We start from the raw sequence: 23781 nt of genomic DNA, 5'->3' as shown, positions 1-23781 counted from the left end.
TGTCTCCTGTGCCGCGCGGGGCGGCGTGGGGGGCCAAGTCAGGAGCGGTGGACGCGCGGGTCCGGTGCGGGGCCGCATCCGCCAATACTTATCTCAAGCCGTGAAGCTAGGGGCGGTCACATGCACACGTCAAGATGGTGCGTACCAATTCGGTCCGGCGGACGGCCGATCCGGGACGTCCCCTCCGGCTACCCGGTCTCGCCGGGTGCCCCGCCGCCCCGAAATTCGGTTGCCCCGTCTCCCGGCGGTCTGCTGGACTCGCCGGGAACTCATTCGACCCCGGAGGCGATCATGCGCGGAACGTTCAGGTCCACCCAGAAGGAAATCTTCGCCTCTTCAAAGGACTTGACGCTCAGTGCACTTGCTCAATCTGGGAATTCTCGCGCATGTCGACGCCGGTAAGACCAGCCTGACCGAGCGGCTGTTGCACGCCGCCGGTGTGATCGACGAGATCGGCAGTGTGGACGACGGCACCACACAGACCGATTCGCTGGCGCTGGAGCGCCAGCGCGGGATCACGATCAAATCCGCCGTCGTCTCCTTCACGCTGGACGACATCACGGTCAACCTGATCGACACACCCGGCCACCCGGACTTCATCGCCGAGGTGGAGCGGGTGCTGAGCGTACTCGACGGCGCCGTACTCGTCGTCTCCGCCGTCGAGGGTGTCCAGGCGCAGACCCGTGTCCTGATGCGCACCCTGCAACGGCTGCGGATTCCGACCTTGATCTTCGTCAACAAGGTCGACCGTGGCGGCGCCGACCCCGAGCGCGTCCTGCGGAGCCTCGCGGAGCGGCTCACCCCCGCGGTGGTCCCGATGGGACAGGTCACCGGTGCGGGCCGCCGCGACGCGGCCGTGACGCCGTACACCGCGCGGGACGCGGGGTTCACGTCGGACCTCCTGGAGCTGCTGGCCGATCAGGACGACGACCTGCTGGCCGCGTACGTGGACGACGAGACGGCCGTGTCGTACGACCGGCTGCGGGGCGCGCTCGCCACCCAGACGCGGCGGGCCCGGACGCATCCGGTGTTCTTCGGCTCGGCCGTGACAGGTGCGGGCGTGGACGCGCTGATCGCCGGTATCCCGGAGCTGCTGCCCGCACCACGCGGCGACGCCGAGGGCACTCTGTCCGGGACGGTCTTCAAGGTCGAACGCGGCCCGGCCGGCGAGAAGATCGCCTACGCCCGGCTGTTCTCGGGGGCGGTACGGACCCGGGACCGGGTCGTCCTGCGGGCCGGCGCGGACGACACGGGCGCCCTTGAACCGGTGGAGGGAAAGGTCACCGGGATCGGTGTCTTCGACCAAGGGACCACCGTACGACGGGACTTGGTGACGGCCGGGCAGATCGGGAAGTTGTGGGGTCTCGGCGAGGTCCGGATCGGCGACACGATCGGGCCACGCGACACACTGCGTGACGACGAGTTGGGCGAGGCGTCGGACGAGGGTCCCGGACGGGACGAAAGCGGTGGGGACGACGGTCCCGGTGTGAGCGCCCGTACACCCCGTGACGGTCACTTCGCGCCGCCGACCCTGGAGACCGTCGTCGTGCCGGTCCGTGCCTCCGACAAGGGCACCCTGCACTTCGCGCTGGCCCAACTCGCCGAGCAGGACCCCCTGATCAACCTGCGGCAGGACGACATCCGCCAGGAGGTCCATGTCTCGCTCTACGGCGAGGTCCAGAAGGAGGTCATCCAAGCCACTCTGGCGGACGACTTCGGTGTCGACGTCACCTTCCGTGAATCGACGACCATCTGCCGGGAGCGGGTCGTCGGCACCGGTGAGGCGCTGGAGGTCATCGACAAGTACGGGCCCAATCCGTTCCTCGCCACCATCGGGCTGCGGGTCGAACCGGCACCCGTCGACAGCGGGGTCGAGTTCCGGCTCGGTATCGAACTCGGCTCGCTCCCGCTGGCGTTCATCAAGGCGATCGAGGACACCGTGCGGGAAACCCTGGCGCAGGGGCTGCGGGGCTGGCAGATCGCGGACTGCGCGGTCACCCTCACACGGTCCGGATACTGCCCCCGGCAGAGCCATTCCCATGCCGTCTTCGACAAGAGCATGTCGAGTACGGGCGCGGACTTCCGTCATCTGACACCGCTGGTCCTCACGGCCGCGCTCCGGCGGGCGGGTACCGAGGTGCAGGAGCCGATGCACCGCTTCCGGCTGGAGATCCCGGCGGACGCGTTCGGCTCCGTGTGGCCCGTCCTCACCCGGCTGCGGGCGGTCCCGCGGGCCCCGATGACGACCCGCACGTCCTGTGTCCTGGAGGGTGAGATCCCCGCCGCGCACCTGCACGCCCTGGAGCAGCAACTGCCTACGCTGACGGGCGGCGAGGGCGTCCTGGAGTCGGCGTTCGCCCGCTACCGACCGGTGACGGGCCCGGTGCCCACCCGGGCCCGTACGGACCACAACCCGCTGGACCGCAAGGAGTATCTGCTCCGGGTGACCCGCCGGGTCTCCACGGGAAGCAGGGCCGGCGACTGACCGACCCCGCTCCCGACCGCTGTTCCTGCGGGTACCGGGCGTGGAACGGCCCGCAGGCGGCGGTTGGGTGCGTCGGTCGACGCACCGAACTGCCGTCTGCGGCCCCGCCGGTCGCTCAGCCGGATTCCGGTGCCGCCAGGAGGGCGTCGACCTCGTCGGCGTTGGTCTCCTGGAGGTCTTCCGCGAGGAGCAGCCAGCGGGTGATGCCGACCGCGTGCAGGAACGGAAGGTCGTGCCCTGCGATGAGGAGCGCGCCCTCGTAGGAGTCGAGTGCCGATGTCAACTGTCGGACGCTCGCGAGGTCGAGGTTGTTGGTCGGCTCGTCCAGGATCAGCAGTTGGGGCGCGGGCGCGGCGAGCATCATCGCGGCGAGGGCGGCGCGGAAGCGTTCGCCGCCAGACAGGGTGCCCGCCGGTTGTTCAGCGCGTTTGCCCTGGAACAGGAAGCGGGCGAGCTGCGAGCGGATGTGGTTGTCGGTGACCCCGGGGGCGAGCCGTGCGACGTTCGCCGCGACGCTCGCCTCCTCGTCCAGGACGTCGAGGCGCTGGGGCAGGAACCGCAGCGGTACGTACGTCCTGGCCTCGCCGGACAGCGGGGCCAACTCGCCGGTGAGGGTGCGCAGCAGTGTGGTCTTGCCGGCGCCGTTGCGACCGACCAGGGCGATCCGCTCGGGTCCGTGCACCCGGAGGTTTCCCTCGCGCAACGCGCCGTACCGGGGGGTCAGTTGGTCCAGGGTCAGGACGGTGCGGCCTGTGGGTACCGCCGTGTGCGGGAGTTTCACACGGATCTCGGCGTCGTCGCGGAGGGCGTCCGCGGCCTCGTCGCGGCGCTCGCGTGCCTCGCCAAGGCGGTCCTCCTGGAGGGTACGGAGCTTGCCCGCCGACTCCTGCGAGGACCGCTTCTTCTCGCCCGCGACGATCCTGGACGCGCGCCGCTGGACGTCCATCTTGTTGTTGTGCCGCTGGCGGCGTGCCACCTTGATCTGTGTCTCCTCGAACTCCCTTTTCTGCCGCCGCACATCGGCCTCGGCCGCCCGCAGTGTCCGGGCGGCGGCCTCCTGTTCGGTGGCCAGTGCCTCCCGGTAGTCGGACCAGCCGCCGCCGTACCAGGTGACGGAGCCGGCGCGGAGTTCGGCGATGCGGTCGACGCGTTCCAGGAGTTCCAGGTCGTGGCTGACGACGACCAGGACGCCGGAGCGCCAGGAGTCGACGGCCTCGTGGAGTCGGCGGCGCGCGAACAGGTCGAGGTTGTTGGTCGGTTCGTCGAGGAGGAGGACGTCGGGGCGTTCCAGGAGCAGTGCGGCGAGCCGCAGCAGGACGGTCTCGCCGCCGGACATCCGGCCCACGGTGCGGTCCAGTTCGACGTGGCCGAGTCCCAGCGAGCCGAGGGTGGCCAGGGCGCGTTCCTCGACGTCCCAGTCGTCGCCGACGGTGTCGAAGTGCTCCTCGCGGACGTCTCCGGCCTCGATCGCGCGCAGGGCGGCGCGGCGTTCGGCGATGCCCAGGGCCTGGTCGACGCCAAGTGCCGTGTCGAGGGTGATGTTCTGCGGGAGGTAGGCCAGGCTGCCGCCGACGGTCACCGACCCCTGTGCGGGGCGGAGTTGCCCGGCGAGGAGGCGCAGCAGGGTGGACTTGCCCGCGCCGTTGGTGCCGACGAGGCCGGTGCGGCCCCGTGCGACGGTGAGGGAGAGCCCGTCGAAGACGCCGGTGCCGTCCGGCCACCGGAAGGAGAGGGCCGAGCAGGCCAGGGAGGCGTGGGGTGTGGTGGGTGTCGCCATGATGAGTCTCGCAGTCGCAGACGGGGTGAACGAGGGCTGCAAAGGCGAGCACCGCGCGGCGACCGGACCGGACCGGAGGAAATCCGGGAGAGGGGTGCGGCGGTCCTGGGTCCTGGACTGAGGTCCTGGTGAGGGGGACCTGCGTTCCGGGACGTGAGGGACGGCTCGTGCACCGAGGTCGCAGCCACGCGGGGTCACGGGCAGGGCGAATGCCGCTGCGGCGTGACGGGCGTACGGCGAGTGCCGTACGGCGCGGTGATCGCGGACCTCAGATGCGCAACGTCCACCTCATTCGGAGACAACAGGACCGTTCGACCATAACGAGCGGGTGCGGGAAAGGCAAAGCGGTTTTACCGGAGCTGTTTACGGGGGCTATCCCCACCCCGCACCGGGTGGGTAGGCCCCTCACGATCCGTGACGGCGCTCTCTAGGGTCTTTCCCACGGGGGCCGCCCGGCGTCGGTGGCCCGCAACGAGGGGAGACGTGCTATGGGCGGACACAGCCGCCGGAACGTCCTGCGGGCCACCGCGCTGACGGGGGCGGGGGCGGCCCTCACCGTCACCGGATCAGCCGGAACGCCGGCATCGGCATCGGCGGCTTCTTCGTCGGGGGTGGACCGCGACTGCCCGCCGCCGCCGGAGCTGGTCCGGGCGGGGCCGGACGATCCCCGGTACGCGCACCTCACCTCGCGGGGCGCGAGCAACCGGTTCCGGGGCACACCCGACACGGTGTACGTGCCGAGTACGACCCGGCAGGTGGTCCGGGCCGTACAGGACGCGGTGCGGTCGGGCGGCCGGGTCGCGGTACGCAGCGGCGGCCACTGCTTCGAGGACTTCGTCGACCACCCCGACGTGCGGACCGTCATCGATCTGTCCGGCATGGCGGACGTGTACTTCGACCCGGTCCGGCACGCTTTCGTGGTGGAAGCGGGGGCCACGCTCGGTGAGGCGTTCCGGCGCCTGTATCTGGGGTGGGGGGTGACCGTACCCGGGGGTTACTGCCCCGAGGTCGGTACGGGCGGCCATGTGCCGGGCGGCGGATACGGGCCGCTGTGCCGTCTGTTCGGGTTGATCTCGGACCATCTGTACGCGGTCGAGGTGGTCGTGGTGGACCGGGCGGGGCGGGCCCGGAGTGTGATCGCGAGCCGGGAGCCGTCGGATCCGCACCGTGATCTGTGGTGGGCGCACACCGGTGGCGGGGGCGGTTCCTTCGGTGTGGTCACGCGGTACTGGTTCCGCTCCCCCGGCACGACGGCGGCCACCGCGCCGGAGCGGCTGTTGCCGGCGCCACCGGCCTCGGCGCTGACGTTCCGCGCGGAGTGGACCTGGGAAGGTCTGGACCGGTCGGCGTTCTCACGGCTGGTGGCGAACCACGGGCGATGGGCCGGGCGGAACAGCGCCCCGGGTTCCGAACAGGCCGCGCTGTACAGCGAGTTCGTCCTGTTGCGGCGCGCCGCCGGGTTCCTTCTGATGGTCGGTCAGGTCGCGGCGGGGCCCGGCGCGGGGGAGCGCCTGCTCGACGAGCACATCGGCGCGATCAGCGCGGGCGGGCCCCGGCCCGCGCGGCTCACGAAGCAGCGGATGCCGTGGCTGACGGCGGCGCTGCGGGGTACCGGTGACGAGGTGGGCGACTGGCGCCTGAAGATCAAGTCGGGTTATCTGCGGCGGCCGTTCACCGACCGGCAGATCGCCACGATCCACCACCACCTGACCCGCACCGACTCCGACGTGGTGAGCGGCTCCCTGTCCCTGAACACGTACGGCGGCCAGGTCAACACGGTGGCTCCGGCGGCGACGGCCGTGGCGCAGCGGGACGCCGTCGTCAAACTCTCGTATCTGACGGCGTGGGAGCGGCCGGACCAGGATGCGGCGCATCTCGCCTGGATACGTGCCTTCTACCGCGACATGTACGCCGACACCGGCGGCGTCCCCGTACCGGGCTCTGTCCACGACGGCGCCTTCCTCAACTACCCGGACAGCGACCTCGCGGACCCCGCCTGGAACACCTCCGGCGAGCCGTGGCACGCCCTGTACTTCAAGGGCAACTACGCACGCCTGCAAGCCGTCAAGCGGCGCTGGGACCCACGCGACGTCTTCCACCACGCGCTGTCCGTCCGCCTGGAGGAGTAACGCTCCTTTGCCGTACGACGGTTCAGGCCGAGCGCGGCGTCAAGCCGAGCCGGTGATCTTCTCGATCGCCTGCCGTGCCTGGTCTCCCGGCGAGCGCGACGGCAGGGACGACACCGTCGAGGGCGCGACCGTCTGCTGCGGCGTGGCGGGTTTCGCGTGGGCCGCGGTCGGCCGGACCCGTAGCCGGTGGCTGACCGCCTCGTCGAGGGTGACGGGGCGCTGGAGCCGGGCGGCCAGTTGCCCGGCCTCCTGGCCGAGCGCGGCGACGTCCTCCCACTGGAGCCTCAGCACCAGACGGACTTCGGCGCCGCCGTCGGGCGTGGCCTGGAGGGGTGGGGTGGTGGACTCGTTCATGGGAGGTCCTCACGTGTCGCTGCTCGGAACCGCGCCCTGGGCCGGGCGTGGTCCCCCTGGAGGGGCGGTCCGGCTCCCGGGTGTGGCGAGGAGTCGGACCGCCGGGTCGCGCTGTGCCCTGGTCGCGGGGTCGGTGGCCGTACTGGTCAGTGGCCGTACTGCGCGGAGTCGTCGGTGCCGCTACCGGCGCCCGAGCCGTTGTCGTCGCCCATGCCCGCGCCCATGTCGTCGCCGGGAGCCTGGGGGTCCTGCGGGTTCTGGGGGTCCTGCGGGTTCTGCGGGTCATCCGGGGCCTGCGGGTCCTGGGGAGCCTCGGCCCCGCCGGATCCGAGGACCGCGCCGACGGCGGTCAGTGCGGTGGTGACGGGCTGGAAGAAGGTCTCGCCGCCGTTGGCGCAGTCGCCGCTGCCGCCGGAGGTCAGTCCGACGGCGCTGCCGTCCTGGGTGAACAGCGAGCCGCCGCTGTCGCCGGGTTCGGCGCAGACGTCGGTCTGGATGAGTCCGGTGACGGTGCCCTCGGGGTAGTTGACGGTGGCGTCGAGTCCCGTGACGGTGCCGTCGCGGAGCCCTGTCGTACTGCCCATGCGGAAGACCTGCTGGCCCACGGCCGCGTCGGCGGCGCCGACGATGTCGACGCTCTGCCCGTTGCCGACGTTGACGGTGCTCGGCGCCTGGGTCGTGGCGTCGTCGTAGGTGACGAGGGCGAAGTCCCCTTCGCCGGGGAAGGTGGCCTCCTGGACCGTGGCGATCGGCGCGCCGCCCTGGGTGTCGGACCACTGGGCGATGGCGACCCCGCAGTGGCCGGCGGTGAGGAAGGCGGGGGCGCCGTCGGCGGTGGCGACGTTGAAGCCGAGGGAGCACCGGGCGCCGTCACCGAAGATGGCGTCGCCCCCGGCGGCGAAGGTCTTGAACTCGCCCGTCGACTTCTGGATACGGGCCATGCCGGTACCGAGTCCGGCGACGGTCGATTCCAGTCTGTTCCAGTTGGCGCCGGTGACGGTGCGGTCGGCGGTGACGACGATCCGGTTGGTGCGCGGGTCGACGGCCCAGGCGGTACCGGGGATGGTCGCGCGGTCCTTCAACGTCCCTGCGGCGGCCTTCAGTTGGCGGGTGCTGTTGTCCACGCTCCGTGCGACGGCACCGGCCTTCTCCACCTGGCTGACGGCGCTGTCGTCGCCGCCGACCACATTGACGACGACCTGCTTCTTGCCGGTGTCGTAGTAGGCGCCCGCGAAGGTCGTACCGAGCCGGGACGACAGGTCCGCCGCGAGGTCCGAGGCGTCCGCCGCCGACATCGTCTTCGGTCCCTGGTCATCGGTCTGTGACGCGTTGGCGTTGGGCAGCAGGATGGCTGCCGCACCGATCGCGACGACTCCGGCTCCCGCCAGTACGACCTTGCGCTTGGGTATCCGTTTGTGGCTCAACTCGTGACCTCCTGGGGGACGGAGTCCGCGGGGCCGCCGGAGCGGCCGAATGGGGCGCCTGAATGACTGGAGGTACGGGTGAGCCGGGTGAGATGTTCAACGGCACCGGAATTCGGTGCCTCGCACCCGGTGATGACGGTGTGTCAGGCGCGGGTACCGACAGCGATACGGAGGTTGCCCGACAGCCGGATCAGGGCTCGCAGGACGATCGCGAGCCGGGCCTCGTCGAGTTCCTGAACGCGCGAGAGCGCGGTCTGGTGGGGACCCGCCATCGACAGCACGAACCCGAGGAACACCCGTTCCCCCGCGTCGAGTTCGAGGATGTACAGATGCCTGGCGAGCCCCGCCCAGTCGCAGAGCACCCCGCCGGCGCCGTCCTCACGGACCAGCGCCAGCCGGACGTCCTCCCTGGCCAGCAGTGACCGCTCCTGAACAAGTGCGGTCACCGCGGCCTGGTCACGCGTGCCGGTCGCCCAACGCTGGAGCCGCCGCCCCAGCCCGCCCGTCATGGGCACGGGGATGTCGGTGTCTCGGCTGATCGTCATCAGGGACCTCCGCGGCGACGCGTCCACCCGGACCGATGCCGCCCCGCCATCCCCCACGGGCCACCACCACAAGTCCGCTTTCATCAGCCATACGCACCTGACCACCGATTTGTTCACCGGCACCGCAGCACGGACGCGCGCCGCCCCCTCCTCCCTGCTACTTCTCCTCCCTCGACGCCCCTTCCCGCATCTTCCGCGCCACCTCCGCCACCGCCTCTTCCAGGTTGGTCGCCGCTCGGGTCTTGTCGATGCCCAGGGTGGTGAGGATTCCGTCGCCGTCCTCGTGTTCCAGCAGGGCGAGGAGGATGTGTTCCGTGCCGATGTAGTTGTGGCCCATGCGCAGGGCTTCCCTGAAGGTGAGTTCGAGTACCTTGCGGGCCGCCGCGTCGTAGGGGATGAGTTCGGCGACGGCGGGAGCGCGGGGAGGGAGGGCCGCGACGGCGGCTTCCCTGAGGGCGTCGAGCGAGACGCCCTGGGCCACGATCTCCTTCGCCGCCAAAGCGTCCGGTTCGGCGAGGAGGCCGAGGATCAGGTGGGCGGGGCAGATCTCTTCGGCGCCGGTCGCCGCGGCTTCGTTCTGCGCGGCCATCACGACGTTCCGCGCACGATCGGTGAAGCGGCCGAAGCCCTGTTGCGGGTCGAGGTCCTGCACCTCGCCCGGGTTCTTGGGGACGAACCGCTTCTGGGCCGCCTGCCGGGTCACGCCCATGCTCTTGCCGATGTCCGTCCAGGAGGCGCCGGAGCGCCGGGCCTGGTCCACGAAGTGGCCGATGAGATGGTCGGCCACGTCACCGAGGTGATCGGCCGCGATGACCGCGTCGGAGAGTTGGTCGAGCGCGTTGGAGTGGACCAACTTGATGGCCTCGATCAGGTCGTCCAGACGTACGGGAGGGTTCATGCCGACTGATTTCGTCATGCGTCAACCTTAGGTTGACACTCCCTTACTGTCAACCTTCGGTTGACACCTGCCGGCCGACCGGTCCGGGCGGGGCACTGACAGGACCGTCACGGAGACCCTGACACCGAAGGGCTCCGCACAAGACGGCGATATCCGACCCCAGTTGGTGGCTCGCGGTCATCCCCTGGGCCTCCTCTCTCTCGGACCGGCGCAGCCGGCGCAAGGTGCTGCTGACCGGCTCCGTCGGTCTGGTCGGCTGCGCGGCCCTGCTCTTCCCGGCGATCGACACCGCCCAACCTCCGCTGACCCTGGTCGCGTTGCTGGTCACGGCCGTGTTCATGGGTGTCGTCTACGGACCCGTCGCGGAACTCTTCTCCGGGCTCTTCAAGGCGGAAGTCAGGTACGGCGGGGCCTCGCTCGGTTATCAGGTGGGTTCCGTATTGGGCGGCGGTATCGCCCCGACCGTCGCCACCAGCCTTTACACGAGCTGGTCCTCGACCACGCCCATCGCGCTGTATCTCGCCGGGGTGACACTCATCAGCCTCGGGTGCGTCCGGGCGGTCACGCGCCGAGCCGGCTGATTCCCCGACCCGTCACGCGCGAACACCTCATCCAGCCGCGACGGCTGTCCGTTCGCCGGCTCGCGCGGTGAGGGAGGTGGAGTAGCGGCGCAGGAGCAGGACGGCGGTGGTGGCGAGGCCGGTGAGCAGGCCCAGCCAGAGGCCCACGGCTTCGAGGTCCAGCGCGTAGGCGAGGAGCCATGCCGCGGGCAGCCCGACGGCCCAGTAGCCGATGAGGGTGATGCGGAAACCGCTCTTGGTGTCGTCGAGTCCGCGCAGCAGGCCGACGCCGATGTTCTGGGCGCAGTCGAAGAACTGGAGGCACGCGGTCACGATCAGCAGATGGCCGGCGATCGTGAGGGCCTGGTCGGAGCCGGACTCGAGGAAGGGGGCCAGGACGAGTTTCGGCAGGGTGAGGTAGAGGATTCCGACGACGGTCATGACGGCGCCGGCGCAGGCCAACGCCGTGTTCTTGATCCTGCGGGCGTCGTCGTATCGGCCCAGTGCCACTTCTCGGCTGACGTTGATGGACGCGGCGTGCGAGAGTCCGACGGCGACCTGGAAGACGATGTAGACGAGTTGGTTGACGGCGGTGTGTGCGGCCAGGGCCGCCGGTCCGAAGGATCCGGCCATCAGTGCGGTGAGGGAGAAGAAGCCGGCTTCGGAGCCGTAGGTGGCGGCGATCGGGATGCCCAGGCGCAGCAGCCGCTTGAGGACTGCCGAATCGGCCTTCATGAGGTCCAGCGAGAGCAGGGCGGCGAGCGTGCTGTCCCTCCTCGCGGACAGGTAGAGGGCGAGGAAGGTCAGGAGGTAGACGCTGGAGGTGGCGATGCCGACGCCGGTCAGGCCCATGCGGGGCAGGCCCCAGGTGCCGTGGATGAGGATCCAGTTGAGGCCGACGTTGACCGCGACGGAGGCGATGGTGATCCGGAGCAGGGCCTGCGGGCGCCGCATGCCGACGGTGAACTGGCGGATCACCTGGAACCAGAGGCAGGGCAGCAGGCCGGGGGCGAGCGCGAAGATCATGGTCTGGGCGCGGTCGGCGACATCGGCGTCCTGCCCGAGCCAGGGCAGAGCTTGCCCGATCAGGATCATCAGGCCGGCGCCGGCGATGCCCGCGAGGGTGGCCAGCGCCATACCGGCGCGGACGATGCCCCGCACCTCCTCGCGGCCCGGCACCTCCTCGCTGCCCCGCACCGTGTCCTGACCGCCCTGACCGCCCTGACCGCCCTTGCCGTCCTGACCGTCCTGGCCGCCCTCGCCCTCCTGACCGGCATGCTGGGCGGCCTGTTCGGCGCGGGCTCCGGCGGCGGCGATCTGGTTGCCGACGGAGGTGACCAGGCCGACGCCCATGGTGCGCAGCTGGTTGAAGATGACGATGGCCAGGCCGCCCGCAGCCAGTTCCCGCGTGCCGAGGAAGCCCATCATCACGGTGTCCGTCGTGGTGAGGGCGACCTGTGCGAGCTGGGTGAGGATCAGTGGGACGGCGAGGGTGGCGAGGGCCCGGCTGTCGCGGAGGAGGGTGCTGAGCATCGGGTCACCGGTTCCTGCGGAGCTTGGTGAGGAGTTCTTCGATGTCCCGTTCCGCGTTCGGGTCGAGGAGGCCGCGGGCCTGCATCCAGTCGTCGTTGAACACGGTGTCCATGTACTTCTCCCCTCCGTCGTTTATCAGGGCGACCATAGTTGTCCCCGGCGGCAGCGACGACAGGCGGGTCAGTGCCTCGTGGACCACGCCGCCGGCGGAGCCGCCGATGAGCAGGCCGGTACGGGCAACGGCCCGGCAGGTGGCGAACGCCTCGACGTCGCCGACCTTCACGCCTTCGTCGATCAGGTCGAAGTCCACCAGGGCGCCGAGTTCGGCGCCCTCGGGGGTGCCGGTGCCCGACTGGTAGTAGTCGTGGGCCGGTCCGCCGAAGGCGATGGAACCCTTGGGTTCGACTCCGATGGTGGAGAAGCCGGGTATGAGGGTGCGCAGTTCGCGGGCGGTGCCGCACAGTCCGCCACCGGTTCCGACGGCACCGACGAGGACGTCGAGGTTTCCGTCGAGGGCCGCGTTCAGTTCGTGGGCGACGGGGAAATAGCCGACACCGTTGGCCGGGTTGTTGTGCTGCTCGGTGAAGACGGTGTTGTCCTGGTCGCGTGCCATGTCCTCCGCGAGTTCCTCACGGGCGGCGGTGGCCAGTTCCTCGGTGCCGTCATCGACGACGTGGACCAGCTCGGTGCCCAGCGCCTTCATGGCGCGGAGCTTGTCGGCGGCGGCGTGGTTGTCGACCACGGCCGTGAAGGCGTAGCCGCGCTCGGCGGCGATCACGGCGAGGCCGAGCCCGGTGTTCCCGGAGGTGGATTCGATGATGCGGCCACCGGGCCTGAGTTCGCCGGACTGTTCCGCGGCGTCGATCATCGCGCGTGCCATACGGATCTTCGCGGTCCCGGTGGGGTTGAACATTTCCAGCTTCAGCAGCAGACGGCTGCCGGTCTCCGTGCCGGCGAGTTCCAGCAGGGGGGTGTGGCCGATGAGGTCGGAGACGCGGGAGACCACGGCCGGGCGCTGTAGAAATCCGGGCATCGAAACGCTCCTGTATTCGTGGGGGACGTCGGCTCGGGGTCAGGCGGTTCGACGGTCCAGGCGCCAGCGCGGACGGTCGCCCAGCCGGTCGAGGACGACCTTGGGTGGCAGCGGCAGGTCGTGGAAGGGGGACTCGTTGGAGTCCATCTGGTAACCCGCCGTGTTCGGGTACACGAGGAGGTCGCCGACCCTGGCTCGGGCGGGCAGGGGGATCTTGCGCCAGGTGACCATGTCCGACTCCAGGCATGAGGAACCGCCGACGCACGTGGGGTGGATGTCCGTGCTCCGGGAGCGGCCCGTGGGGGTCACCAATTCCGGTTCGGGCAGGTATTCGCTGTTGAACCACTGCTCGGACAGACTCAGGCTGGTCCCGTCGACGGTGGCGATCCGGTACCCGTCACGTTCCTTGAGGCCCTGGATGCGGAAGACCGTGGAGCCCGCGCCGGCCAGCAGGGCGCGTCCGGGCTCCATCATCAGCAGTGTCCCCGTCTCCTTCAAGGACTCGGCCAGGACGGCCTGTCCGCCCTGGGGGACGGACGACAGGATGGCGCGCAGGGCGTCCGCTCCCGCGACCGGGGAGTGGTACGGGTAGAAGTCGCGGTTATGGAACGTCCTGCGTGCGTGGTAGTGATCGGGACGCTGCTCGGCGAGGAAGGTGTGCCACTGGTCGGCCGGGCTGTAGTCGACAGCGAAGCCGCCGCCGATGCTGATCCGGTCGGCCCGCAGCCCAAGGACCCGGGCCTTGAGACACCACTCGACCAGTTCCGCCGCGAGGTCGGCACGCGGCTGGGTGGCGTAGCCGGACAGATGGAAGCTGAAGCCCTCCATCCGCACCGCGTCGCCCGCGCGTACGCAGCGGTCCAGGGCTGCCGCCAGGTCATCCGCGTTCATGCCGAAGCGGCTGTGCGGCTGCGTGGGAGGCAGGCGGCGCAGCAGCAGCCGGGCCGGTCGCACGGCGCCGGTCAGCGCCGCCGTGATGAGCATGTCCAGTTCGTCAAGTGCGTCGACGGCGATCAGACAGCCCTGCGACAGGGCAAGTCTCAGCAGCTCGTCGCTCTTGGCGGGGCCGGTGACCACGATGTTCTCGCCGCGGACCCCGTAGCCGAGAGCTTCCCGCAGTTCACCCACGGCGGCCACGTCGACGCCTGCCTGGTGTACGGCGCAGCGCTCCATCCATACGGCGGCCTTGTTGGCCTTCTTCGCGTAGTACACACGCCCCTCCACACCGGAGTCGCTGAGCGCGGTGCGGAAGGCTGCCAGGTTGGCGTCGAAGCGGTGCGGCAGCAGGAAGTGGAAGGGCCCGCCGAAGGCGTAGGACAGCTCGTGGAGAAGTCCGCTGTCCAGTATTCGGTCGCTGTCCGGATCCGGGTGGGCGGGCAGGGTCGGCACGATCGCGGTGTCCTGGGCGGTCACTGCCACAGCGGCACCTCGGTGCCCAGGCCCTGCGCGAGAGCGAGCTGCGCGAAATGGTGCCCGAGGGCGATGTCGGTGACGACGAGACCGCTGTTGTAGGCGAAGATCTTCTCCTTGGCGGACAAGCGGCCCGGGGTGATGCCGGCGACCACGGGCGGGAACTCGCTGTGGACCGCGGGGAGTTTGCCGTCGGCGTCGGCCATGTCGGTGCCCGTGACGTTCATCTGGGCCTCGCTCGTGGCGATCACCCGGTCGGCACGGTGCAGGGTCGAGGGCGCCAGGCCGTGGCCGACCAGGATCGAGAGGGCGCCCGGCCTGAGCCAGTCCGCTTCGACGGCGGCCGGGGTGTGGCCGCCGGCGGTGGCCACGATGACATCGGCGTCCGCAGCGGCAGCCCGTACGTCCGTGACGATCTCCACCTCCCGGTCGGGGTGGTGCACACGCAGTTGTTCGCGCACCGCGGCGATGCCCTCGGAGTGCGTACCGAAGAGCATCAGCCGGTCCAGCTCGGGCAGCGTCGTCAGCAGGAACGGCAGCGCCAGGCGCCCCTGGGTGCCGGTGCCGATCACCAGGGCACTGCGCGCACCCGGTACGGCGCATTCACGGGCCAGCAGGGCGGAGACCGCCGGCGTGCGCAGGGAGCCGATGCGGGAGCAGTCCATCATCGCCACCGGCAGGCCCGTGACGTCGTCGTAGAGGCTGAGCGTGGTGTAGTAGTGCTGCTCCTCGCGACCGACGTCGAGGCCGTGCTTGTACGAGGTCTTGATCGCGACGACGTTGCGTGAGCCGTCGCGGCCCAGCATCGCGTAGGCGACCGAGTGCTCGTCCTGCGGCTTGACGGTGAGCTTGCGGGGGTTGTCGGACTGCCCCTCATACAGAGTGCGGTAGGCGCCTTCCACCGTGGCGACCACATCTGCCGGCGTGATGTCGATCCCGGCGAGGTCACTCTTGGACAGGATCCGCATATGCGTGTCATCGACGGACATCGCGCCGTCGGCCTTGCGGGTCTGTGCGTCAGTCATGGGTCAACTCCTCCAGTGGCAGGGGCGGTTCGGACTGGCGTGCGCTTCGAGCGCGACCTGGCCGTAGCCGTGTTCCTCGGCCTCGGCCGCCGGGCGGGTGCGGCGTCCGGGGACGCGGACCGAGGCACGCTTGAGCCAGCGGTCGGTGCCGTCGTAGCGGGCCTGGAAGGGGACACGGCCGTGCACGACGATGTCGTTGTCGACGACGAGGACTTCGCCGGGGGTGAGGCTGACCGCGACGGAGACACGGGCCAGTCCGTCTTCCAGCCGTTCGTAGGCTTCGCGGTAGGTGTCGTCGGCCTGATCGAGGGGTGTGTAGGCGGGGTCGAAGCGCAGCGTCGTCCCGTCCTCAGCCTCGAACAGGGCGGGAACCGCGGGCGGTTCCGCGTCGGCGTAGCCCTGGGCGTCGGCATAGGCGGCGTCCGGCAGGATCGGCACCACAGGCCGGGACAGCGTCCGCACATCGGCTTCTGACAGGGCCGTCCTGCGGATGCTGGCCGCGGTGGTGGCGATGTTGTCGTGGTTGCGCATGCAGCCGAGCATCAGCAGGTGTGCGCGGCCCGGGTGGAAGGCGTCCTCGGTGTGCGGGCTGAGCAGCACGCTGCTGCTGGCGCCCGTCTGCTCGCTCTCATGGCCGGGCGAGGGCACGATGTTATGGACGAACCGGCCGTCCTGCTGGCCTTCCCAGGCGATCGGGTTGCCCATCACGCTTGCCAGCAGCAGGAGCGTGATGTCGTAGAGGGCACCGCTGTCACCGGCGCGGGCCCAACTGTCCGGCGTGGCCCCGATGGAGGCGTCGTCGACATCGAGACCCCGCAGTACGAACAGGCCGTCCGCGGTGTCGACGGGCCGGCAGTCGTGCCGCAGGGCGTCGCCGAAGCCACTCACGGTCTTCGCGACGCACTCCAGGAGGGCGGGGGACGTCGCCGAGGTGCCGAATTCTTCGAGTATCCGTTCCGCTGCCGTGCGGAGTTCACCCACGGTGTGGGGGGCGAGCTGACGGACAGGTGCGGCTGCCGTGCTCATGGCGAAGGAGTCCGTTCCGTGTGGGGGTGGCAGGGAGTGTCGCCGGAACGCAGGAGGCGACGGTCGCCAACCGGTGGTCAGGTAGGGCGAGTTGCCCCCAGCGGTGCGGGCGGTTCGACCTCCGGTGGCGACCGAACGCTAGCATCAGACTTAGGTAAGGCAAACCTTAGTATTCAGGCTAGGGTGGCTGGAACCTGTCGAGACGGGAGCGATCGGTGAGCGAATGTGCTGCCTTTCGCGCGCAACACCCCGCCCCCTCTTGCAGAAATGATTGTCGTTAGGGTAGGCAAACCTAAAAACATCTTTGGGTTGCCCGGATCATGGAGCGAGGACGTACGTGGACATCAACAGGCGTCAGGTGCTGTCGGCCGGCGGGGCGATAGGGACGGCCGTACTGCTGGCGGCGTGCTCCTCGGGCAGCGGCGACACCGCGGCCGGCTCCGGCAAGGCCGGCAAGCCCCGCAAGGGCGGCACCCTGCGGATCGGGGCGCTCGGCCGGGCCGGCGCCATCACCCGGGACCCGCACGGTACGCAGGCCAACGAGAGCGACTACCTGATCCTCGCGCTCACCTTCGACACGCTCGCCGTGCCGGGCGCCAAGTCCAACACCGTTCCCCGACTGGCCTCGTGGGAGTCCTCGGCGGACTTGAAGACATGGCGCTTCAAGGTGGCCGAGGGTGCCACCTTCCACGACGGCAGCCCGGTCACCGCCGACGACGTGGTCTGGTCGCTGCGCCGACTGCGCGACACCCCGGCCGGTGCGGCCCGTCTGCCCGGAGTCAAGAACGCCGACAGCATCACCGCCGAGGGCACCGACACGGTGGTCGTGGTCTCCGAGTACGCCAATACCGAACTCCCCCTCATGACCCGGTTCACGACGTTCGTCATGAAGCAGGACACCCCGGACAAGGATGTGGCCAAGGCGCCCGGAACCGGCCCGTTCAAGCTGGACTGGTACCGCAACGGCAACGCCCGTCTGGTGCGCAACGACAAGTGGTACGGCGGCACGGTCCATCTCGACGCGATCGAGGTGACCATGTTCGAGACGCCGCAGGCCATGGCCAACGCGCTGTTCGGCGGGCAGATCGACGTCGCCTCCAACGCCGGCCCGGTCGCCGCGCGCACCGCGGAGTCCCGCAAGGAGATCCAGGTCGTCCGCCGTCCCGACGACATGTCGATGCCCATCGTCATGCGCACCGCCGACGGCCCGTTCGCCGACCCGCGGGTGCGCGAGGCGATGCGCCTGGTGGTGGACCGCGAGGCCATGGTCAGGCAGGCCCTGTCCGGATACGGAAACGTCGCCAACGACATCATGGGAACCGGCGACCCCGATTACGCCAAGGACATCCCGCAGCGGGTGCGCGACCTGGCCAAGGCCGAACAGCTGCTCCGGGACGCCAAGTTCGACCTGTCCAAGACCTACGAGCTGTACACCACCGAAGACATCTCCGGCATCGCCGACTCCGCGACCCTGTTCGCCTCACAGGCGCGCGAGGCCGGGATCAAGATCAAGGTGGTCAAGCAGGAGTCGGGAACGTTCTACGAGAAGACCTGGCTCAAGGGCGACCTCTACACGAACTACTGGGGCACCAACGACTCCGTGGTGTTCTTCGCGTCCAAGACCCTGCTCACCGGCGCCGGCCAGAACGAATCGGGCTTCAGCGACGAGGAGTTCGACGCCACCTACCGCAAGGTCATCGGCACCACGGACAAGCAGGAACGGACCAAGGCCCTGCACGCGTTGCAGCAGATCGAGTACGACCGCTCCGGTTATCTGCTGTGGGGCATGGCCGACGGTGTCGACCTGGCCGCAGCCAAGGTCCAGGGCCTGCCGAAGCTGCCCGGCTACGGCCGAGTCCAGCTCGACAGCGTGTGGCTGAGTTGAGTCGCGCGCTCAAGGACAGCGCGGTGGCCGCCCCTGCCGGCACAGGGCCGGCCACCGCGCGACGTCACCCGCTGCCGCTCCTCGGCCGTCTCGCCGCGGCCGTGGGGCGGCGACTCCTCATGCTGGCCGTCCTGCTAGCCCTGGTGTTCGCCGCCGTCGAGCTGCTGCCCGGAGACGCGGCCACCGCGACCTCCGAGCGGGGGGAGAGCGCCGCGGACATCGCGGCACGGCGCCATCTGCTGGGCCTGGACAGACCGGTGTGGGAACGCTTCCGGGACTGGATGACGGGGCTGCTCACGGGGGACCTGGGAGTCAGCGCCCGTGGCGAGAAGGTCACGCAGATGCTGGCCGACCCGTTCCCGAACACGCTGCTGCTCGCGGCCATCGCCTTCGCCCTGACGGCCGTGGCCTCGCTGGCCCTCGGCTGCTGGGCCGCCGCCCGCCCCGGCCGGCTCACCGACCGGGTCATCGGCCACGCCTCGACCTCGGCGTTCGCCATCCCCGAATTCGTCGTGTCCGTCGGCCTGTTGATGCTCCTGTCCCTGTGGACGGGCTGGCTGCCCGCGGTGACCGTGGCCGGGGCCGACGGCCGTCCTTCCACCTGGACCATGCTGATCATGCCGGTCCTCGCGCTCGTCATCCCGCAGACCGGGTGGAACACCACCATCGTGCGCGGCGCTCTCGCCGACCAGGCGGCCACACCGCACGTCGAGGCCGCCCACCTGGACGGCCTGCCGGTACGCCGCGTCATCTGGCGCCATGCCCTGCCCGGCGCCGTCCCGGCCATCGCCACCGGCCTCGCCACCTCCACCGGCATGCTCCTGGGCGGCACCGTGGTCGTGGAAACCCTCTTCAACTACCCCGGTATCGGCAGCGTGCTCGCCAGCGCGGTCTCCACCCGCGACACTCCCCTCATCGCCGGCGTCGTCGTCTGCGCCGGTGCTGCCATCAGCCTCGTTCTGCTGGCCGCCGACCTCGTCCGCGCCCGAGTTCTGGGGAGCCACGCATGAGCACCCTCACCACCGCCCGCGCCCGCGCGCGGTCTGTCGGCCGTGGGCGGGTGATCCGCCGTCTGGCACCGGGTGTCGTGCTGGTCCTGCTGGCCCTCACCGGCCCGTTCCTCGCCGCACATCCCCTCGACAAACCGGTCACCGCTCCCTTCGCCGCCGCCGGCGACGGCGCACCACTGGGCGGGGACCAGCTCGGCCGCGACGTCCTCAGCCGGCTCCTGCACGGCGGAACCGCACTGATCGGCAGCGCCCTCCTGGTCGCCGTGGTCGTCACCGCGCTCGCCGCACTGGCGGGCTGCTTCGCCGTCCTGCACCCGGCCGTGGGGCGGGCCGTGGAACGCACCTCCGACATCTTCATCCTGCTCCCGCCGATCCTGGGCATCATGCTCATCGCACTCGCCTGGCCCGGCGGCGGACGATGGGCCGTCACCAGCGCCGCCATCATCCTGGGCACCCCCTACGCGGTGCGCGTCGTCGCGAGTGCCGCCGCCCCGCTGGCCGGTGCCGGATACGTCGAAGCCGCCCTCGCCGGCGGTGAATCCCTCACCTACACCGCCACCCGTGAACTCCTGCCGAATCTGCGCGCCACCGTCCTCGCGCTGTTCGGCCTGCGCTTCGTCGAGGCCGTCTACGTCATCTCCATGGCCGGATTCCTCCAGATCGGCCCCCAGCCACCTGCCGCGGACTGGGCCTTGATGATCCGCGAGAACTCCTCGGGCATCCTCCTCAACCCGTGGGCGGTGGTGGCCCCCAGTCTCGCCATCGCCTTCCTCGCCATCAGCGTCAACCTGGCCGCCACCTCCCTCGCCCCCCGCTCCGCACGCAAGGCGGTGACCACCCCGTGAACAACCCCCTGCCCTCGTCCACCACCGACGAGACCCTCGAAGCCGCGCCGGCCGGCGAGGACAGCGCTTCCGCGCCAGTGGTGTCGGTGACCGATCTCAGCATCCGGATGCCCGACGGACCCACCCTGCTCCAGCCCACCAGCCTGACCGTCCGGCCCGGCGAGATCACCGCCCTGACCGGGGCTTCCGGCTCCGGAAAGACCACGCTGCTACGCGCCCTGATCGGCCATCTGCCCGCCCAAGCCGCCACCCACTGCACCGCGTTCGACGTTCTGGGCCACCACGTCCCCAGCCTCGACCCGACGGCACTGCGGACCATGCGCCGAACGCAGGTCGCCTACGTCGGCCAGGACCCCGGCTCCGCACTCAACCCCCGGATGAAGATCCGCCATCTGATCGCGGAGACCGCCGCCACGGTGCACGACCAGACCGTTCCGGCCCTGCTGCGCGAATGCAAGCTGCCCACGGACGACGGCTTCCCCGACCGCAGACCGACCGCGATCTCAGGCGGCCAGCAGCGCCGCGTCGCCCTTGCCCGCGCCCTCGCCCGCACTCCTGACCTGCTACTCCTCGACGAACCAACCGCAGGACTCGACAAAGCCCTGCGCGACGACATCGCCGGCCTGCTGCGCCACCTGGCCAGCTCGCGTGGCCTGGCCATCGTCATCGCCTGCCACGACCCCGAACTCGTCGACGCCTGCGCCGACCACGTCGTACAGCTCACCACCGCGCAACCACGCCTTCCCCGACAACACACGGCGCGCCCACAGCGGAAGAAAGAATCCGCGGACACCGCCACGGACGGGATCGCCGCGCGGTCCGTCAGCGTGACCTTCCGCGCCCGAGGCACCGCACAGCTGGCGCTCGACTCGGTCGACTTCACCGCGCCCGCCGGCTCGGCGACAGCGATCATCGGGCCTTCCGGATCCGGCAAGACCACCCTGCTACGCGTCCTCGCCGGCCTCCAACGGCCCGACACCGGGAGCCTCGCCCTCGACGGCCACCCGCTGGCCCACGCAGCCCGCAAGCGTCGCCGCGAACACCTCCGGCGCATCCAACTGGTCCCGCAGAACCCGCTCGCCGCGCTCAACCCGTCCCGCACCGTAGGCGCCGCCCTGACCCGGCCCCTGCGCCGGCACACCACGCTCACCAAGGCCCGGACCGCGGACCGGATCACCGAACTGCTCGACCAGGTCGACCTGCCGGCCGACTTCATCCACCGCTACCCGCACGAACTCTCCGGCGGGCAGCGCCAGCGCGTCTCCATCGCCCGCGCCCTCACCGCCACCCCCGACTTCCTGCTCTGCGACGAGATCACCTCCGCGCTCGATCCCGACACGGCCATCGCCATCATGGAACTCCTGCAACGCCTGCGCGCCGAACACGACATGGCCGTCACCCTCGTCAGCCACGAGACGCACCTGGTCGCCGCCTACACCGACACGGTGCACGTTCTGGAAGCCGGACGGCTCGTCACACACGGCCCCACCACGGCACACGTACCGACCTGATCGCCCTTGGTCAGATCACCCAACCCACGACCAGTACAACGAACCGACCGTGCGGCAGACAGAAGACCCGCCGCACGGAAACCTAGCCCCACAGCAACCCCGCCACCTCGACCCCCGCGAAAGCGGCACCCAGACCCACCAGCACGCTGCCGAGCACGTTCGCCGCGGCGAAGACCCCCGCCCCGTCCTCCGCCAGGCGCAACGTCTCGTACGAGAACGTCGAGTAGGTCGTCAGCGCCCCGCACAGGCCCGTGCCCAGCAGGAGTTGGACCTGCGCCGAGGTGGCGCCCGCCGTCACCGCGCCGGTGAGCACGCCCAGGATCAGGCAGCCGACGACGTTGACCGCGAAGGTCCCCCATGGGAACACTGTGTCGTGCCGGGACTGCACCACCCGGTCGGTGAGGTAGCGCAGCGGTGCGCCGACCATCGCTCCGCCGATCACCAACAGCCAGTTCACCGCGCCCCCTTGCTCCCGCCGGCGTCGTCCTGGCCCCCGTACCGCACGACCTCGCAGGCGTCGAGGATCACCAGCCCCTCGGTCACCAACTCATGGAGCTGCGGCAGAAAGGCCCGTACGCGCTCCTCGGTGTCCACGATGACGACAGCGACCGGCAGGTCCTCGCTGAGGGAGAGCAGTCGGGTCGTGTGGATCAGTGAGGACGCGCCGAAGCCCTCGATGCCCTGGAACACCGACGCGCCGGCGAGGCCCGCCGCGTGGGCGCGGTGCACGATCTCGGTGAAGAGGGGCTTGTGGTGCCAGGTGTCGTTCTCGCCGACGATCACGGTGAGCCGCAGGGCGGATCCGGTCAGTCTCATCGCGTCCGCGCCTCCACCGGTACCTCCGTCCACGGCAGCACCCACGCCTCCACCGATGCCTCCACCAATGTCACCATGCCTGCCTCCATCCCTGCCCCCATCCGGGTTCACCGCCGTTTCCAGGCGACCGCGCGCCGCGTCAGATGTGCCGCCGTCCACACCGCGCCGAGGGCGGCCAGCAGAGTCAGCGCCAGATAGGCCATTCCGGTACCGGTCTCACCGCCCGCCACCAGCCGCTGGATGTCGACGGCGTACGTCGAGAAGGTGGTGAAGCCGCCGAGGACACCGGTGCCGAAGAAGGGCCGTACGAGCCGGTGGGCCGCCCACACCTCGGTGATCACCACCATGAAGACCCCGATGACCGCGCACCCGACGACATTGACCAAGAGGGTCGTCCAGGGGAAGGTTCCGGCGGCCGTGGGCCAGAGGAGGGACGCACCGTAGCGGGCGCTCGCGCCGACGGCGCCGCCGATGGCCACCATCGTGACGACCGGGCCCTGCCCGCGCCACATGTGCGTCATCCGGATCTCCTACTCGCCGCCACGAAAGGGTGCGCGTGATCGCAAGTAGGGACCGTTGGCGGCGCCGGTGCCGCGGTTCGGGAACGGTGGGCCCCACCACCGCAGCGGTGGTCGAGGACCACCGCTGCGGAGAGCCTACCGTGGGGCCGGGGTGCGCCAGACGTCAGCGGTTGCCCTCGGGCGCGGGCACCCGGCCCGGCTCCTGTGGCAGTTCACCTTCCCTGGTCAGGAAGTTCCCGATCAGGTACTTGTACAGCGCCCCGCCGACCAGACCACCGATCAGGGGCCCGACGATCGGCACCCAGAAGTAGAAATTGCCGTATTGATCTCGCCACGCGGTTCCGTATCCGGTGATGAAGCTCGCCAGGCGCGGGCCGAAGTCACGGGCGGGGTTGATGGCGTATCCCGCGTCCGCACCCCAGGCCATCCCGATCGCGACGACGATCAGGCCGATGATGAACGCTCCCAGGTTGGCGCCCGGGGGTGTGTTCAGCAGGTCCGTGACGGCGAGGATGAGGAAGAGCAGGATCGCCGTGCCGATGATCTGGTCACGTAACGCGCCCCACTCGCTCACCGGCAGCACGCCGTTGCCGGGAAGCGTCGAGAAGACGAACTGGGTCTTGAAGGTGTGCCCGGGGTCGAACTTGGCCAGCACCTCCGAGTAGTTCCAGCGCACGAGCAGCGCCGCCACGAAGGCACCCAACGTCTGCGCGAGGGCGTACGGGACCACCTTGCCCCACGAGAAGCCCTTGAAGGCCGCGAGCGTGAGGGTCACCGCGGGGTTCAGGTGGGCGCCACTGATCCGGGCCGCCGTGTACACGCCGAAGGTGACGCCGAGCCCCCACGCCCACGCGATGCTGTCGTGGTCACCGAGACCAGCGGCCACGACCTGCGCGACCACTCCGCATCCGAAAAGGATGAGGATGAGGGTGCCCGCGAACTCAGCCGAAAGCTCAGCCGCGAGACCGTTCCTCCATCCGGGCTTTGCCATGAG

Annotated in this window: 21 protein-coding genes; 7 read left to right on the top strand and 14 right to left on the bottom strand. The window is 70.2% G+C overall.

Translation table 11 applies throughout. The features are described 5' to 3' along the window. The first annotated feature begins 355 nt into the window (after positions 1–355). The gene (locus tag ACFVT5_RS12960) at positions 356–2485 is read left to right on the top strand and encodes a GTP-binding protein (protein ID WP_389885414.1); all 2130 of its coding nucleotides are present in this window, start codon (positions 356–358) and stop codon (positions 2483–2485) included. Between the two features lie 115 nt (positions 2486–2600). On the opposite strand, the gene ACFVT5_RS12955 is transcribed toward ACFVT5_RS12960, so the two are convergent. Further along, entirely contained in the window at positions 2601–4262 is a 1662-nt protein-coding gene (locus tag ACFVT5_RS12955; protein ID WP_389885411.1) for an ABC-F family ATP-binding cassette domain-containing protein, read from the bottom strand. Between the two features lie 488 nt (positions 4263–4750). Between ACFVT5_RS12955 and ACFVT5_RS12950 the strand changes: the two genes are divergently transcribed. Continuing rightward, positions 4751–6391 carry an FAD-binding oxidoreductase gene (locus ACFVT5_RS12950; RefSeq protein WP_389885408.1) on the top strand — a complete coding sequence of 547 codons (1641 nt, stop codon included), beginning with the start codon at positions 4751–4753 and terminating at the stop codon, positions 6389–6391. 39 nt (positions 6392–6430) lie between these two features. Here ACFVT5_RS12950 and ACFVT5_RS12945 read toward each other — a convergent pair whose 3' ends face one another. From ACFVT5_RS12945 to ACFVT5_RS12930, 4 genes are all read right to left on the bottom strand, one after another. Beyond that, entirely contained in the window at positions 6431–6745 is a 315-nt protein-coding gene (locus ACFVT5_RS12945) for a hypothetical protein (protein ID WP_389885405.1), read from the bottom strand. A gap of 146 nt (positions 6746–6891) precedes the next feature. Next, positions 6892–8169, bottom strand: coding sequence for a S1 family peptidase (locus tag ACFVT5_RS12940; RefSeq protein ID WP_389885402.1), 1278 nt, complete (start codon positions 8167–8169; stop codon positions 6892–6894). 143 nt (positions 8170–8312) lie between these two features. Further along, positions 8313–8714 (bottom strand): hypothetical protein, encoded by a 402-nt coding sequence (locus ACFVT5_RS12935; protein ID WP_389885399.1) that lies wholly within the window; start codon positions 8712–8714, stop codon positions 8313–8315. A 157-nt stretch (positions 8715–8871) separates the two neighbouring features. After that, complete coding sequence (locus tag ACFVT5_RS12930; RefSeq protein WP_389885397.1) at positions 8872–9630, bottom strand: Clp protease N-terminal domain-containing protein; 759 nt, start codon at positions 9628–9630, stop codon at positions 8872–8874. Between the two features lie 131 nt (positions 9631–9761). Here ACFVT5_RS12930 and ACFVT5_RS12925 point away from each other — a divergent pair, with 131 nt between their 5' ends. Continuing rightward, complete coding sequence (locus ACFVT5_RS12925; RefSeq protein WP_389886630.1) at positions 9762–10193, top strand: MFS transporter; 432 nt, start codon at positions 9762–9764, stop codon at positions 10191–10193. A 27-nt stretch (positions 10194–10220) separates the two neighbouring features. Here ACFVT5_RS12925 and ACFVT5_RS12920 read toward each other — a convergent pair whose 3' ends face one another. The 5 genes from ACFVT5_RS12920 to ACFVT5_RS12900 are packed head-to-tail and all read right to left on the bottom strand — an operon-like array spanning position 10221 to position 16199. Next, positions 10221–11705: an MATE family efflux transporter gene (locus ACFVT5_RS12920; RefSeq protein ID WP_389885395.1), complete on the bottom strand. Its 1485-nt coding sequence runs from the start codon at positions 11703–11705 to the stop codon at positions 10221–10223. Between the two features lie 4 nt (positions 11706–11709). After that, positions 11710–12738 carry a cysteine synthase family protein gene (locus tag ACFVT5_RS12915; RefSeq protein ID WP_389885392.1) on the bottom strand — a complete coding sequence of 343 codons (1029 nt, stop codon included), beginning with the start codon at positions 12736–12738 and terminating at the stop codon, positions 11710–11712. 39 nt (positions 12739–12777) lie between these two features. Further along, positions 12778–14157: a Y4yA family PLP-dependent enzyme gene (locus ACFVT5_RS12910; RefSeq protein ID WP_389885390.1), complete on the bottom strand. Its 1380-nt coding sequence runs from the start codon at positions 14155–14157 to the stop codon at positions 12778–12780. After that, positions 14148–15173: an ornithine cyclodeaminase family protein gene (locus ACFVT5_RS12905; protein WP_389885387.1), complete on the bottom strand. Its 1026-nt coding sequence runs from the start codon at positions 15171–15173 to the stop codon at positions 14148–14150. Before ACFVT5_RS12905 ends, ACFVT5_RS12910 begins: the two co-directional genes overlap by 10 nt. Before the next feature lie 3 nt (positions 15174–15176). Further along, positions 15177–16199 (bottom strand): TauD/TfdA family dioxygenase, encoded by a 1023-nt coding sequence (locus ACFVT5_RS12900; protein WP_389885384.1) that lies wholly within the window; start codon positions 16197–16199, stop codon positions 15177–15179. Between the two features lie 337 nt (positions 16200–16536). On the opposite strand from ACFVT5_RS12900, the gene ACFVT5_RS12895 reads away from it, so the two are divergent. The 4 genes from ACFVT5_RS12895 to ACFVT5_RS12880 are packed head-to-tail and all read left to right on the top strand — an operon-like array spanning position 16537 to position 21450. Further along, the gene (locus ACFVT5_RS12895) at positions 16537–18084 is read left to right on the top strand and encodes an ABC transporter substrate-binding protein (RefSeq protein WP_389885381.1); all 1548 of its coding nucleotides are present in this window, start codon (positions 16537–16539) and stop codon (positions 18082–18084) included. A gap of 23 nt (positions 18085–18107) precedes the next feature. Next, complete coding sequence (locus ACFVT5_RS12890) at positions 18108–19094, top strand: ABC transporter permease (protein ID WP_389886627.1); 987 nt, start codon at positions 18108–18110, stop codon at positions 19092–19094. Then, positions 19091–19939 carry an ABC transporter permease gene (locus tag ACFVT5_RS12885; RefSeq protein ID WP_389885378.1) on the top strand — a complete coding sequence of 283 codons (849 nt, stop codon included), beginning with the start codon at positions 19091–19093 and terminating at the stop codon, positions 19937–19939. The genes ACFVT5_RS12890 and ACFVT5_RS12885 overlap by 4 nt, the downstream gene beginning before the upstream one ends. Continuing rightward, positions 19936–21450 carry an ABC transporter ATP-binding protein gene (locus tag ACFVT5_RS12880; protein ID WP_389885374.1) on the top strand — a complete coding sequence of 505 codons (1515 nt, stop codon included), beginning with the start codon at positions 19936–19938 and terminating at the stop codon, positions 21448–21450. The genes ACFVT5_RS12885 and ACFVT5_RS12880 overlap by 4 nt, the downstream gene beginning before the upstream one ends. A gap of 82 nt (positions 21451–21532) precedes the next feature. Here the strand turns inward: ACFVT5_RS12880 and crcB are convergent, their stop codons facing one another. From crcB to ACFVT5_RS12860, 4 genes are all read right to left on the bottom strand, one after another. After that, positions 21533–21907 (bottom strand): fluoride efflux transporter CrcB, encoded by a 375-nt coding sequence (gene crcB / locus ACFVT5_RS12875; RefSeq protein ID WP_389885371.1) that lies wholly within the window; start codon positions 21905–21907, stop codon positions 21533–21535. After that, on the bottom strand, positions 21904–22266 hold the full coding sequence (locus tag ACFVT5_RS12870; protein WP_389885368.1) for a DUF190 domain-containing protein: 363 nt from the start codon (positions 22264–22266) through the stop codon (positions 21904–21906). The genes crcB and ACFVT5_RS12870 overlap by 4 nt, the downstream gene beginning before the upstream one ends. Before the next feature lie 107 nt (positions 22267–22373). Further along, the gene (locus ACFVT5_RS12865; RefSeq protein ID WP_389885365.1) at positions 22374–22787 is read right to left on the bottom strand and encodes a fluoride efflux transporter FluC; all 414 of its coding nucleotides are present in this window, start codon (positions 22785–22787) and stop codon (positions 22374–22376) included. Positions 22788–22950: 163 nt separating this feature from the next. Continuing rightward, a complete protein-coding gene (locus ACFVT5_RS12860) occupies positions 22951–23778 on the bottom strand; it encodes an MIP/aquaporin family protein (RefSeq protein ID WP_389885362.1) in 828 nt (275 codons plus the stop codon). Positions 23779–23781: the final 3 nt, after the last annotated feature.

Source organism: Streptomyces sp. NPDC058001 (assembly GCF_042886315.1).
Taxonomy (GTDB): domain Bacteria; phylum Actinomycetota; class Actinomycetes; order Streptomycetales; family Streptomycetaceae; genus Streptomyces.
The sequence above is the reverse complement of the archived record's forward strand: the minus strand, read 5'-3'. Positions and strand labels throughout refer to the sequence as shown.